This window comes from Nonomuraea sp. NPDC050394, assembly GCF_044459065.1.
Classification (GTDB): domain Bacteria; phylum Actinomycetota; class Actinomycetes; order Streptosporangiales; family Streptosporangiaceae; genus Nonomuraea.
This window is the reverse complement of the sequence record NZ_JBITIO010000032.1, coordinates 39,086-50,968: the sequence shown is the minus strand read 5'-3', so window position 1 is coordinate 50,968 and position 11,883 is coordinate 39,086. Positions and strand designations below refer to the sequence as shown.

The following is an 11,883-nucleotide window of genomic DNA, read 5'->3' as shown; positions in this document are numbered from 1 at the left end:
CTCAACGCCGCCATCTGGCACAACTGGAACACCGGCGCTCCGGTAAAGCGATCCCTAACCTCCTACGATCACTGATTTCACATCAACGATCTAGCCGTACGAAGGCTGATGACCGCGGTGGCGGGTGTCCCGGAGCGAATGCCCGCTCCGGGACACCGGGCTCGTGCTCGCCTATCTTCCGGCGCTCGCCGTGGCGGTGATCATCGGGGGACGGCCTTCAGGTTGACGACGGTCAGTTCCTTGCCGCCGCCCTTCTCCTCGGTCGTGCACGAGTTGTTCTCGCACTTCTGGACACCCTTGGCGTCGTCGTCCCAGGCGAGGATGCCGGGCAGGGACCAGTAGCCGAGCCCCTCCTTGCCGAAGGAGACCAGCCGCTCGCTCCTGAGGTCGTAGGCCAGCGGCAGCTTCGGGCCGCCGCCCATGGCGTTGATGACGTCGTCCTGCAGCCGGTCCTCGGCCGTGTGCAGGCTCACCCCGTCCGGGAGTTCCTTCCGTGAGTCGCCCTGGGGTCCCTGCGAGAACATGAGGCCGCTCTCCTGTGTGCCGATGCACTTGTTCTCGTTGCAGATGACGCCCTTGTCTCCCTCCAGCAGGGCTATGTCCATGGAATTGCCGGTCTCCAGGTTGACCAGCCGGGTCTGGTTGCGTTCGCCCTGCTTGCCGGGGCCGAAGGCGAACGCCCATGGCCAGGCGTTCAGGTGGAGGTCGTCGGTGCCCTGGATCTTCTCCGGTTCGCCGCCGGTCAGGGGGATCCGGTAGACGCCGCCCTTGCGTACCGACCACACGACGTGGTCGGCGGTGACGTTCAGGACCTCGATCTGCGCCTGGTCGCCGGTCAGCTCCGTGAGCCGGCGGGCCTCGCCGCCGGGCCGCGGCATGACCCAGATGTCGGCCCAGATGTCCTTGTTGTTGGGCGTTTCGCCGTACCAGACGACATGCTGGTCGTTGCCCGCCCATTCCTGGACGAAGTATCCGCGCTGGGGTTCGGGAATCGCGCCCAGATCGTGTGTGGCCTTGCTCGCCATGTCGTAGACGGCCACGCGGCCGGCCTTTTCGAATGACTTGTCCGCGGCCAGCAGGATCGCCGCCGGGCCGATCGCGGCGACCGGGCGGTACTTCCACCCGTTGGACGCCACGCGCGGGACCTTCGCGATCGCCTCCGGCCAGGCCTGGGTGACGTGTTCGACCGGCTTTTCCTCGTCAGGCTCCGTCGTGCTGGTCACGGTGACCTGGGTCGCCGGTCCGGCCTGTCCGCCCCCGCTGGACAGGGCGAAAGCCGTACCCCCGGCAAGGACGACGACCGCAGCGGCGGCCAGCGCCATCCGCGCCCACTGGCCCTTCGTGTGTCCGCGGCGGCGTGCCGCCACCGCTTCCGTCAGCCCGCCCGGCAGGGGCTTGGCCTGGTCGGCGGCCGCTCGCAGCGTCCGCACCAGGTCTTCTTCGCTTCTCATCGCGCCTCCTGAAGCACTCGCTTGATGCGGAGCTTGTCCAGGGCGCGGGCCGCCTGGCTGCGTACGGTCCCCCGCGAGACGCCCATGATCTCGGCGATCTCGGCGTCGGCGAGGTCCTCGTAGTAGCGCAACACGAGCACGGCTCGTTGCTTGCGCGGCAGCTCCTGGAGTTCGGCCCACAGGTCGGCGTCGCCGTACCTGTCAGACCTGCCCTCTTCCGGTACGTCGGCGACAAGGTCCTCCCTGTGCCGCCGACGCCAGGCGCTGATGTGCAGCCTGGTCATCGTCGTGCGGACGTACCCCTCGGGGTTCTGTTTGTTCTGCACGCGATGCCAGGCATCACCCAGGCGCGCCAGTGCCTCCTGGACAAGATCCGCCGCGTCCTCCGAATTTCCGGACAGCACATAGCCGTACCGGAGGAGGGCGTCCCCCCTCGCTCGGACGAACTCGTCGAAATCAGCTGTGTGGTCCACGTATCCAAGGAGCGGCGCGTGGGTGCTTCTGTTGCACGGCTATTCGGGGACGTACAGGAAGAGCACTTCGGCCGTGCAGGCCGGGCGGCGCTCGCCCTCGACCTCGATCGTGACCTTCAGCGTGGTGAGCTGGCCGGCGGGGCTGCCCTTGACCGCGGCCAGCTCGGCCGTGGCGCGCACGCGCGAGCCGACCGGGATGGGCTTGGGGAAGCGGACCTTGTTCAGGCCGAAGTTGACCGCCATCGCGATGCTCTGGACCTCGACCAGTTCCTCCAGGAACGACGGCAGCAGCGACAGGCTGAGGTAGCCGTGGGCGATCGTGCCGCCGAACGGGCTCTGCTTGGCCCGCTCGACGTCGACGTGGATCCACTGGTGGTCGTCGGTGGCGTCGGCGAAGAGGTTGACCTGCTCCTGGGTGACGGTGCGCCACTCGGTCGGGCCGAAGATCTCGCCGGCGCTCGCCTTGAGCTCCTGAAGGTTCGCGAAGGTCCGCATGGGTCGGAACGCTATTGGGCGCCCGGCGCGGCTGCCAAGTTCAACCTCTTGCTGGCTCCCGGGTGAGTACTTCCTTGCGTCGGGGCTGGTGTTGCGAAGATCTTTACTCGAAAGCATCGCGCAGGTGTTCGAGTGCGCGCTACAGTTCTGGGTATCGAATCGAACACGGGTTCGGCCAGGTGAGAGGGGGTGCCATGCTCGTCCAGACACGCCGTAGCTGTTTCTTCCCAAATCTACGACGACCGCTATACCCGGCAATAAAGTCCGAGAGCGTGGACCCCGTGCGCAATCCCTACGCCCCCGGTGCCGGACAGCGTCCCCCCGAGCTGGCCGGCCGTGATCGAGAGCTGCAGCAGTTCGAGGTGGTGCTGGAGCGAGTGGCCCGTGGCCGCCCCGAGCGCAGCATGGTCGTCACCGGGCTGCGCGGCGTGGGCAAGACCGTCCTGCTCAACACCTTCAAGTCCATGGCGATGCAGCGGCTGTGGGGCACCGGCAAGATCGAGGCCAGGCCCGACCAGTCGATCCGCCGCCCCGTCTCCGCCGCCCTGCACATGGCGATCCGCGAGCTGGCCCCGCGCCATCGCGCGCCCGAGCGCATCGAGGAGTTCCTCGGCGTGCTCAAGGCGTTCGCGATGCGCGACCCGGCCGCCGCCAAGGGCACCTCCCACTGGTCGCCCGGCATCGAGGTGCCGGCCAGCCGCGGGCGGGCCGACTCCGGCGACCTGGAGATCGACCTCACCGAGTTGTTCGTCGACGCGGCCAGTGTCGCCACCGACCTCGGCGTCGGCGTCGCGCTGTTCATCGACGAGATGCAGGACGTGCAGGCCGCCGACATCTCCGCCCTGTGCGCCGCCTGCCACGAGCTGTCGCAGACCGGCGGGCCGCTGATCGTGGTCGGCGCCGGGCTGCCGCACCTGCCGAGCGTCCTGTCGGCCAGCAAGAGCTACTCCGAGCGGCTCTTCCGCTATGCCCGCATCGACAAGCTCGACCGTGACGCAGCCGATCTGGCGCTGATCCTCCCCGCCCGGGAGGAAGAGGTGGAGTTCACCCAGGACGCGCTCGACGCGCTCTACGAGGCGGCCGACGGCTACCCCTACTTCGTGCAGGCCTACGGCAAGGTGGCGTGGGACCTCGCGCCGCGCAGCCCGATCACCGCCGACGACGTCAAGGTCGCGGCGCCGGAGGCGGAGGAGGAGCTCGCGGTGGGCTTCTTCGGCAGCCGGTACGAGCGGGCGACGCCGGCCGAGCGCGACTACATGCATGCGATGGCCCAGATCGGCGACGAGCCGGTGGCCACCTCCGACGTGGCCGACGCCCTGGGCCGCAAGCCGTCCAGCCTGTCACCGGCCCGCGACAGCTTGATCAAGAAGGGTCTCATCTACAGCGCCGAACGCGGTCAGATCGCGTTCACTGTGCCGCATTTCGGGAGGTTCCTACGTGCACAACCGATCTAACCGGCACTCCTAGTCCTCTATTGGGTTGTCTAGTGGGGAAGCTAGACAACCCAATAGAGCCACATCGTCATGCCGTCCTACCGCTTTATAGGACGGTCTAGCGTCAGGCCGAGACTGGCGTATATTCCGGCATGGAGTCCGTGCTGACCACTGCCATGCGCACGGCCGGTCGGCGTCCGCTGAGGTAGACGGCGAAGACCACGTCGTCGCCCGCCTGGTTCTGAAAGGCGAAGAAACGCCAGCAAAGCTCACGCCAGCTGTCGTACGGCTCCGCCGCGACGAGCCCGTCGCGGTGGGCGCGCCAGGCGCCGCTGGCACGCAGCCGCGCGAGCGTGTGGCTCTCCTGCGGCGCGGGACGCTGCTCGCACGGCGCCCGATACCGGATCCGGTCGACCGCCTCCTCGATCTCGGGCGAGAGCACGGCCAGCACCGCCACCCCCAGGAGGAGGAACCACGAAGGGTTCGCGAAGGCCACCCAGCCGGGCACCGGCGCCCATACCGACACCAGGGCCATCCCGGTCAGCACGAGCGTGCGCCCGATCGAGCGGCGGCCCACCGGCGCCGAGCTGACCTCGCCGAAACAGCCGCACCCCGCGTCGGGGCGGCGCCTGCGCAGTTCCATGAGCACGTAGGTGGACAGCGCGAAGAAGAGCACCGTTCCCCAGCGGAACAACGGGTGCGTGGTCAGCACCAGGCCGGTCACCAGCACCAGCTCACCGACCGCGCAGCACACCAGTGCGGGGGCCTGCAGCTTGTCGGGGACCAGGACGGCGGGGCCGAGGCGGCTGAGGGCGCCCGGTTCGCCTCCGGTGTACACCGTGGCGAGTTTGGCGACCGTACCCAAAACGAGGAGGACGATCAGCACCGGCAGCTGCGATTCGAGCATGTGCGGTCACCCCAATCCGATCTGGGCGTTGAAGCAGCCCTTGGTCAGTTCGCCCCCCAGTTCCACGAAGGACGAGGGCGACAACTCGATGATCCGCCCCCGCGGAGAGGTGCCGCACTCCACGCACCGGTCGCAGAAGCGACCGGCCAGGCAGCCGCACGCCACGATCGGCACGTTCGCGCTGCGTGTCGTACACAGGTTCTTGACCTGCAACAACGATCCGATCGCCAGGTACGGCAGGCCGACACAGGACACCGCCGCGTCCGGGCACCCGGCGTCGGAACGCTCCAGCATGGGATAGGCCGCGCCCCGCTCGTCCTCGTCGAAGGCGTCGGCCCAGGTCGCGGTGCCCGAGATGCGCGGCTGCTGCCCGGCGTAGGCAGGCGGCGGCGACGGCACCGACTTGGCCGGGTAGGCGGGCTGTGAGGTGGCGGGCAGCAGGGCGTGGCTCTCGCCCTGGTCCCTGATGCCGATGGCGTCGAAGAGGTAGCCGGGCTCGAACTGCGGATGCCGTACCCGCAACCGCCCGGTGGTGCGATAGGGGATGACGATGGTGCGGCGGCCGCGGTGGGAGCCGCAGTCGAGCTCGACGGACAGGTCCTTGCGGCCGTCGATGGAGACGATGGTGCCGGTCATCCGGGTCACGTCACCCCAGATCCGTTCGACGACCCGGCCGTCGCGCAACGCGCGCATCATGACCCGGCCGCCCACGGGCAGATCGGCCGGCGCGACGTCGCCGCCCCGCCACGCGGTCGCCCACGGCGCGATGACCAGCCGTTCTTCCTCGCCGTCCACGGTCTCGATGATGATCAGATGCGGGCTCACGTCGAGGATCTCGCCTGCCACCGCGGTTAACGGCGCGCCGTCCCCGGGATCCGGGCCCGGCACGCCCGCCTCCCGGCCCAACGCGGCCGCGGCGAGCGCTCTGCGCCGCTCAACACTCGGAAACCCCACGCGCATAGCCTCACACGAGATCCGGTACGGCAGGCACCGGACACCCCAGATGAGAGCAAAATACGCAACCCCGGGGGAAGGTGTAGACACCCGGTGACGAACAAACTGCCACCGGCATGTCCCGACCTTTATGTTTGGTAGACCGAATCCTGAATTCCGGTTCAGCCCGAACAGGCCCTCACCCTGCGATTCTGGCCACGATGCAGACTGCCAGCCGGGAAGAGGAGTTCCGCGAGTACGTGACGTCTCGCGGTCCCGCCCTCCTGCGCACCGCCCACCAGCTCACCGGGCACGCCTGTGACGCCGAGGATCTGCTGCAGAGCGCGCTGGCCAAGACGTACCTGGCGTGGGACCGCATCCAGGACCGCGGCTCGCTCGACGGCTACGTACGGCGGGCCATGGTCAACATCAACATCTCCCAGTGGCGGCGGCGGAAGCTGGAGGAGTACCCCTCCGACGAACTGCCGGAGACCTGCTCCGAGGCCGAGGCCTGCGGCGAAGTCCACGTGCGGCTCGAACAGGCGCTTGACCAGTTGCCCGCGCGGATGCGGGAGGCCATCGTGCTGCGGTACTACGAGGACATGAGCGAACCGGACATCGCCAAGGTGCTCGGGATCAGCGTGGGGACGGTCAAGAGCACCGTCTCACGGGCGATGGCCAAGCTCAGGCTGGAGTTGTGCATTCCCGCTCAGCCGCCGCCCCAGCCGTAGCGCCGGGCCGTACGACATCGCGCATTTTGCGCAGTGCGGACAGGAAGGTCGCGCGCTCGTCGTCGTCGAGAAGAGTGGTGTAGCAGTCGTCGATGTCGGCGAGGTGCCGCGGCAGCACGTCGCTCAGCCGCTCACGCCCCGCGTCGGTCAGCACCGCGTAGGAGGCCCGCCGATCGGTCGGGCACGCCATCCGCGCGACCAGGCTCTCACGCTCCAGCCGGTCCACCACGCGGGTGACCCCGCTCGTGGACAAACCAGTCTGTGCCGCCAGATCGGTCATACGCAGGCGCTGCTCGGGTGAACGCGACAGCCTGATCAGTGTCTCGAAGTCGATCCAGGACAGCCCAGCCGCCTGGAAGACCGGGTTCATCCGTGCGGACAGGCCGGCATGGACCTCGGCGATCAGGCCCATGGCCGTAAGGCGGGGGTCGTCAAAGGGGCTCACGCTCATACTGTATCTGACGATAGTTGACGCGAGGAATATTCCTCGTGTAGACATTTGTTGGCGCAAGTAACCTGATTTCAAGGAGGCCCCGATGAGCACTCGTACCTGGGACGGCCTGGACATCCCCACCGCCGGCACCTACAAGCTCGACGCCGCCCACACCAACGTCGGCTTCACGGCCAAGCACATGATGGTCAGCAAGGTACGCGGCCAGTTCGCCGACTTCGACGGCTCGGTCACGATCGCGGAGAACCCGCTCGATTCCACGGCCGAGATCACCATCAAGACCGCCAGCATCACCACCGGCCAGCCCGACCGCGACGGCCACCTGCGCAGCGAGGACTTCCTCTCGGCCGAGAAGTTCCCCGAGCTCACCTTCCGGACCACGCGCGTGACCGGGCACTCCGGCGAGGAGTTCACCGTCGTCGGCGACCTGACGATCCGCGACGTGACCAAGGAGATCGAGCTCAAGGTCGAGTACAACGGCGCCGGCACCAACCCTTGGGGCCAGCAGGTGTGGGCCTTCAGCATCAGCGCCGAGTTCGACCGCGAGACCTTCGGCCTGACCTGGAACCAGGCCCTGGAGACCGGCGGCGTACTGGTGGGCAAGAAGGTCAAGATCGAGATCGAGGGCGAGGCCAACCCTGCGTGAGCCCGAGGCGTACGCGACCCTGTCCACAGGTGTGGACAGGGTTATCCACAGGCGGTGGACAACATGCGTTGCGTAACCGCTTTGCTGCCTCGCCTGAAGGCCGGTACGCTGTCGGAAGCCACGTGGCTACCGGGAGGCTTCGCCTAGTCAGGTCTATGGCGCCGCACTGCTAATGCGGTTTGGGTTTACCGCCCATCCGGGGTTCAAATCCCCGAGCCTCCGCAGATGAGAGGCCCTTCCTCGATCACCGAGGGAGGGCCTTTTTGATCTTGTGAACCTGTCGTAGTTGCAGACCTAGTTGCAACTGTCTCCCCAGAGGGCGGACGCCAGGCGCTCCCCTGCGTCGCGCATCAGCGGGCTTGCCACGTGGGTGTACCGCTCCGTGGTGGTGACTCTTGTGTGACCCAAGATCTCTTGGACCACCCGAATGTTGGACACCCTGCTCGATGAGGAGCGTCGCGGCGGTGTGGCGGGCGTCGTGGACCCTGGCGTCTCGGACGTTGGCCTGCCTGAGGATCGACTTCCAGGTCTTCCAGTCCTCGGCCCGCTCGATGGGTGCCGCCGAGACGGGTCGCGGATGCCGAGCGAGAGAGCCACGGACCAGCGTGTGGCGTTCCTGCGGGTCCTGGCCACGTCGAGGATGCGGCGAGCTTCCTCACGGGTCAGGGGACCGATCTCGGTGGTCCCCGCAGAAGCGGCGTCCCATGAGCGTGGCGACGTTCTGGGTGATCTTTCCACGCCGTAGGGCGATCTTCAGAGCGCGGGAGATGATGCGGTGGATCTTGAGGATCGTGCTGGGCTGCAGTCCTCGTTCGTGCGTCGTCGCGTAGGCCGCTTGGACGTGCTCGGGAGCGAGCTTGTCGAGGCGGTGTTTGCCGGGGAGCGGGATGATCCAGTTTCGGGCCTTGGACTTGTAGTCCGTGAGCGTGCGGGGCGGCTGGACGAGTCGCTCGCAGATCACGTCAACGTACTCGCCGAGCAGACTAGGGCGCCCAATGCCGTGGGCTGCAACCCCGTATTGGACGTTGAGGGGCCTGGATGCTCGCTTCCTGTAACCCTTCTGGCGCTCGTAGCTATCTCTCCTGTGTAGGGCCATCTCCAGCGAAGGAGCGCCAATGCCCGACCCTCGGTTCAACCCTCCGCCGGGTTGGCCCGTCCCGCCTCGTGGATGGAAGCCGCCGCAGGGGTGGCAGCCGGATCCATCCTGGCCGCCGGCCCCGCCCGAGTGGGAGTTTTGGGTCGCTGAAGACACACTGATCTCTCAGCTCCCGGACCGGAAAGGCGGCGGGTTGTTCGGCGGAAAGAAGCGGCTCGAAGAGGAGAACGCACAGCTACGCGACTGGGTGGAGCGACTTGGCGGCATGGACGCCATGCGCGTCGCGGCGATGAACGAGACGTTGCACCAGGAGCATGCGGGCCTACGATCTGCGATCGACGATGCGACACGACGCTTGCGCGAGACAGAGCAGCGAATCGTACACACCGACGAGACCACCTTGCTCCAGGAGGTGGGCATCTACGAGTACCGGCATCCGCTGAGTGACGCGGTCGCCTACAAAGAGCGACTTGGCCAAATGAAGGCGCGTATCAAGGAGATGGCACGAGAGGGCCGCGCTGTTGTCGGTGCCACCAACTGGCAGGTGAACGGATCGGCGTCCGAGGGCCGCAAGATGGTGCGCGACTTCTCCAAGTTGATGCTGCGGGCCTACAACGCAGAGGCCGACAACTGTGTACGCACTATGCGGCCCTACAAACTCCAGTCGGCGATTGACCGGCTCGAAAAGGCTGTGGACACCATCGTGAAGCTTGGGCGCACGATGCACATTCATGTCCATCCCGAATACCACCGCACTCGTATCCACGAATTGGAGTTGACCGCAGACTATCTGGCCAAACAGGAAGAAGAGAAGGAATTCATCCGTGCTCAGCGTGAACAGCAGCGAGAAGAAGAGGCTGCCCGCCGCGAGTTCGAGCGGGAGAAAGCGCGCCTGCGCAAGGAGGAGGCGCACTATCGCGCAGCGCTGGCAAAACTGTTGAAGAACGGTGAGGCATCCACGGAGAGCATAGAGGAACTGAAGGCGAAGCTAGAAGAGATCGGCGTGGCGGTCGCCGATGTCGAAGCACGCGAAGCGAACATCCGAGCCGGTTACGTATACGTCATCTCCAACGTTGGGGCGTTCGGAGAAAACGTAGTGAAGATTGGCATGACCCGGCGATTGGAGCCGGAGGATCGCGTTCGCGAGCTGGGCGACGCTTCAGTGCCGTTCAAGTTCGACACACATGCGCTGATCTTCAGCGAGGACGCCGTGGGGCTGGAGGGCCGCCTGCATGCACAGCTGAGTGATCGGCGTGTCAACAAGGTGAACCTGCGGCGAGAGTTCTTCCGCGCCACCCCTGCGGAAGTCCGTGACGTTCTACAGAAGATCGCCGGTCAACACTTGCTGGAGTACCGGGACATGGCGGAGGCCTTGGAGTGGCGGCAGTCCATGGGGACGAGTGGAACGGTCAAATGATCCCGGACACCCCCTCATCCATGCACTCACGCCACGGCCGCAACTGGTGCACGCGTTGTACGTGGGGACCGTTGCATCCCAGTTGCAGTTCAGCCCCGATCAATGGCAGTCAATGCAGGCCATTCATTCAGTCTCATCTGCATTGAACCAACCAGAACACTCGAGAATCGAGCCTTTAATCCGCAGATTCAGGAGTGAGTTGCGTTCTCCAGCGCACTTCTGACGAGAGGCGACGTCGATGGGGGCATCGGAGGGAGGCTAGACAGCGCCGTCGGCAAAGCCTCGAAACGCTTCCAGCATCTCGCCAAGGTTGAGAGGGCCGCACGCTCCTTCGAAGCAGGCGCCATCGCTCCAGACATGTAGCCAGTCGTCCTCGGTCCGCTCCACTGCCAGGCGATCAAGCGAGGTCCCCGCGAGGGACGTACCAACAAGGTCGATCTTCATGCACCATCCCGGGTTGTCCAGAGTGCCGATCGTCACGCCGTAGCTATGCTCCCAGTCGTCGTCGCAGCCGGAGGCGTACCAAGACTGAAGAAAGGTAAGTGGGTCCGTGATCATGTGGTGAGTCTGTCAGCCGTACCCGTCGCGTGCGCGAGGGGGGGAAACGAGGGGGAATCGTAGAGAATCACGGGGCAGGCAGGCAGCCAGCACTCTGACCTGCGATTTCGCAGGTCGAGCCTGATCGGCATGCGACTTTTCGGGCAGCATGTTAGCTCGAATTAATTATGCGACATGCCAGGATCTTGTACGTCCGATCCGCTGATTAACAGTTGGTTGCCTCAGATGGACCTGACCCAGGAGCGGGCCGCTTTCGCCGGCATACCGAGTTCGACTTGAACAAGCTGGATTGCTTGCTCCTCGTACCCGCGGACCTTGAGCTGACGGACGCGCCCGGTGAGCTCCTCGGCTCTGAACCGGTCTGTGTATCGGAGCACGCGGCGCTGTCTGAAGACTCGGATCATGCCCACCGCCCACAGGACGAGGCCGCAGACGAACAGTCCGGCGGCACCGAAGCCGAAAGTTTCAGGGAGCGAGAGATCGGACATAAGGTGATCTTAGGTCCTGGCCGCCGCCTCGAATGCTCCTCCATTTGATCGCCATGAGTTGCAGTTTGGGTTGCAGATCACGAGCCTCCGCAAGCATGGTCTTGCCCCTCATGCGCGCTTCGCGCGTGGGGGGCAAGGCTGTTTCTCCAGTCGAGCTGAAGCTCGACCCCTGAAGGACCTCCCTCCGGTCGGACGCCCTCCCAAGGCCCGCCCGTTGCCCAGCCAAGTGGTCAGCCAGTTGGATCCCACCGCGGCCCCATCGGTGCTCCGCTTCGCTCCGCGCGTTCCTCTCAAGCGAGCTTGCGCCCCATCGTGCCCCAGCGCTCATAGGCGTCTCCGGCCCGGAGAGCCTTTCGCAGAACGGATCGAGGCGGCGCTACGCGGCCCGAGCTTGCGGCCGGCACGCTGCGTGTGTGGACCTGGGGGCCGTTCTCGCGTGCATTCCGCCGCTCGGGCCGCTACGCACGATTACCAGGTCGATCCTGGGCATGTGTCGGATAGTGGCCGTAATGCCGCTGCCGCCAGCGCTCGAAATAGCCCAAGCCCACGAAGAAGACCCCGATGAACGCGCCCAGGCCCACGCAGAACGCCAGGGAATTCAACGTGAGCGCGTGTTCCGCCCCAGCTATTGCACCGACCAACACGACGATTCCCAAGAAACCGCCGAAGGCTGGACCGGTGATCAGCCCGAGATACACAGGGTGGGCCGCAGAGAATCGCTGAGCCCGTTGCGGTGCGGCGTCCCCACCCAAGAACGTATCTAGGCGCCAGAACCACTCCGCAAGGAGTCCCAACCGTCGCATA

The 11,883-nt window shown here is 66.1% G+C and carries 14 protein-coding genes and 1 tRNA gene; 5 read left to right on the top strand and 10 right to left on the bottom strand.

The features are described from left to right. Positions 1 to 200 precede the first annotated feature (200 nt). The 3 genes from ACIBKY_RS54280 to ACIBKY_RS54270 are packed head-to-tail and all read right to left on the bottom strand — an operon-like array spanning position 201 to position 2,419. Positions 201 to 1,451, bottom strand: coding sequence for a hypothetical protein (locus ACIBKY_RS54280; RefSeq protein WP_397110391.1), 1,251 nt, complete (start codon positions 1,449 to 1,451; stop codon positions 201 to 203). Next, positions 1,448 to 1,924, bottom strand: a complete 477-nt coding sequence (locus ACIBKY_RS54275; protein ID WP_184958952.1) for a SigE family RNA polymerase sigma factor — start codon at positions 1,922 to 1,924, stop codon at positions 1,448 to 1,450. Before ACIBKY_RS54275 ends, ACIBKY_RS54280 begins: the two co-directional genes overlap by 4 nt. 39 nt (positions 1,925 to 1,963) lie before the next feature. Continuing rightward, complete coding sequence (locus ACIBKY_RS54270; RefSeq protein WP_397110389.1) at positions 1,964 to 2,419, bottom strand: MaoC family dehydratase; 456 nt, start codon at positions 2,417 to 2,419, stop codon at positions 1,964 to 1,966. A 272-nt stretch (positions 2,420 to 2,691) separates the two neighbouring features. Here ACIBKY_RS54270 and ACIBKY_RS54265 point away from each other — a divergent pair, with 272 nt between their 5' ends. Beyond that, positions 2,692 to 3,873 carry an ATP-binding protein gene (locus ACIBKY_RS54265; protein ID WP_184958954.1) on the top strand — a complete coding sequence of 394 codons (1,182 nt, stop codon included), beginning with the start codon at positions 2,692 to 2,694 and terminating at the stop codon, positions 3,871 to 3,873. Between the two features lie 103 nt (positions 3,874 to 3,976). Here the strand turns inward: ACIBKY_RS54265 and ACIBKY_RS54260 are convergent, their stop codons facing one another. Continuing rightward, positions 3,977 to 4,759 (bottom strand): MauE/DoxX family redox-associated membrane protein, encoded by a 783-nt coding sequence (locus tag ACIBKY_RS54260; RefSeq protein ID WP_397110387.1) that lies wholly within the window; start codon positions 4,757 to 4,759, stop codon positions 3,977 to 3,979. Between the two features lie 6 nt (positions 4,760 to 4,765). Next, positions 4,766 to 5,719, bottom strand: a complete 954-nt coding sequence (locus ACIBKY_RS54255; protein ID WP_397110385.1) for a hypothetical protein — start codon at positions 5,717 to 5,719, stop codon at positions 4,766 to 4,768. A gap of 194 nt (positions 5,720 to 5,913) precedes the next feature. Between ACIBKY_RS54255 and ACIBKY_RS54250 the strand changes: the two genes are divergently transcribed. Further along, a complete protein-coding gene (locus ACIBKY_RS54250; RefSeq protein ID WP_397110383.1) occupies positions 5,914 to 6,423 on the top strand; it encodes a SigE family RNA polymerase sigma factor in 510 nt (169 codons plus the stop codon). Here ACIBKY_RS54250 and ACIBKY_RS54245 read toward each other — a convergent pair. Further along, on the bottom strand, positions 6,377 to 6,874 hold the full coding sequence (locus tag ACIBKY_RS54245) for a MarR family winged helix-turn-helix transcriptional regulator (RefSeq protein WP_379615512.1): 498 nt from the start codon (positions 6,872 to 6,874) through the stop codon (positions 6,377 to 6,379). The two genes, ACIBKY_RS54250 and ACIBKY_RS54245, sit on opposite strands and share 47 nt — an antisense overlap. An 85-nt stretch (positions 6,875 to 6,959) precedes the next feature. Between ACIBKY_RS54245 and ACIBKY_RS54240 the strand changes: the two genes are divergently transcribed. Then, positions 6,960 to 7,520, top strand: coding sequence for a YceI family protein (locus ACIBKY_RS54240; protein ID WP_397110381.1), 561 nt, complete (start codon positions 6,960 to 6,962; stop codon positions 7,518 to 7,520). A 132-nt stretch (positions 7,521 to 7,652) separates the two neighbouring features. Next, positions 7,653 to 7,742, top strand: a tRNA-Ser gene (locus ACIBKY_RS54235). A gap of 433 nt (positions 7,743 to 8,175) precedes the next feature. Here ACIBKY_RS54235 and ACIBKY_RS54230 read toward each other — a convergent pair. Further along, positions 8,176 to 8,481 carry a hypothetical protein gene (locus tag ACIBKY_RS54230; protein ID WP_397110379.1) on the bottom strand — a complete coding sequence of 102 codons (306 nt, stop codon included), beginning with the start codon at positions 8,479 to 8,481 and terminating at the stop codon, positions 8,176 to 8,178. Positions 8,482 to 8,809: 328 nt separating this feature from the next. On the opposite strand from ACIBKY_RS54230, the gene ACIBKY_RS54225 reads away from it, so the two are divergent. Further along, positions 8,810 to 10,033 (top strand): DUF4041 domain-containing protein, encoded by a 1,224-nt coding sequence (locus tag ACIBKY_RS54225; RefSeq protein ID WP_397110377.1) that lies wholly within the window; start codon positions 8,810 to 8,812, stop codon positions 10,031 to 10,033. Between the two features lie 258 nt (positions 10,034 to 10,291). On the opposite strand, the gene ACIBKY_RS54220 is transcribed toward ACIBKY_RS54225, so the two are convergent. From ACIBKY_RS54220 to ACIBKY_RS54210, 3 genes are all read right to left on the bottom strand, one after another. Further along, positions 10,292 to 10,591: an immunity 53 family protein gene (locus ACIBKY_RS54220; protein WP_397110376.1), complete on the bottom strand. Its 300-nt coding sequence runs from the start codon at positions 10,589 to 10,591 to the stop codon at positions 10,292 to 10,294. 221 nt (positions 10,592 to 10,812) lie between these two features. Beyond that, entirely contained in the window at positions 10,813 to 11,079 is a 267-nt protein-coding gene (locus ACIBKY_RS54215) for a hypothetical protein (RefSeq protein ID WP_397110375.1), read from the bottom strand. A 458-nt stretch (positions 11,080 to 11,537) separates the two neighbouring features. Next, entirely contained in the window at positions 11,538 to 11,777 is a 240-nt protein-coding gene (locus ACIBKY_RS54210; RefSeq protein ID WP_397110374.1) for a hypothetical protein, read from the bottom strand. Between the last annotated feature and the right edge of the window lie 106 nt (positions 11,778 to 11,883).

Coding starts and splice junctions, on each gene's coding strand:
- ACIBKY_RS54280 (WP_397110391.1), bottom strand. CDS start 1,451: ATGAGAAGCGAAGAAGACCTGGTGCGGACGCTGCGAGCGGCCGCCGAC.
- ACIBKY_RS54270 (WP_397110389.1), bottom strand. CDS start 2,419: ATGCGGACCTTCGCGAACCTTCAGGAGCTCAAGGCGAGCGCCGGCGAG.
- ACIBKY_RS54260 (WP_397110387.1), bottom strand. CDS start 4,759: ATGCTCGAATCGCAGCTGCCGGTGCTGATCGTCCTCCTCGTTTTGGGT.
- ACIBKY_RS54255 (WP_397110385.1), bottom strand. CDS start 5,719: ATGCGCGTGGGGTTTCCGAGTGTTGAGCGGCGCAGAGCGCTCGCCGCG.
- ACIBKY_RS54250 (WP_397110383.1), top strand. CDS start 5,914: ATGCAGACTGCCAGCCGGGAAGAGGAGTTCCGCGAGTACGTGACGTCT.
- ACIBKY_RS54245 (WP_379615512.1), bottom strand. CDS start 6,874: ATGAGCGTGAGCCCCTTTGACGACCCCCGCCTTACGGCCATGGGCCTG.
- ACIBKY_RS54240 (WP_397110381.1), top strand. CDS start 6,960: ATGAGCACTCGTACCTGGGACGGCCTGGACATCCCCACCGCCGGCACC.
- ACIBKY_RS54220 (WP_397110376.1), bottom strand. CDS start 10,591: ATGATCACGGACCCACTTACCTTTCTTCAGTCTTGGTACGCCTCCGGC.
- ACIBKY_RS54215 (WP_397110375.1), bottom strand. CDS start 11,079: ATGTCCGATCTCTCGCTCCCTGAAACTTTCGGCTTCGGTGCCGCCGGA.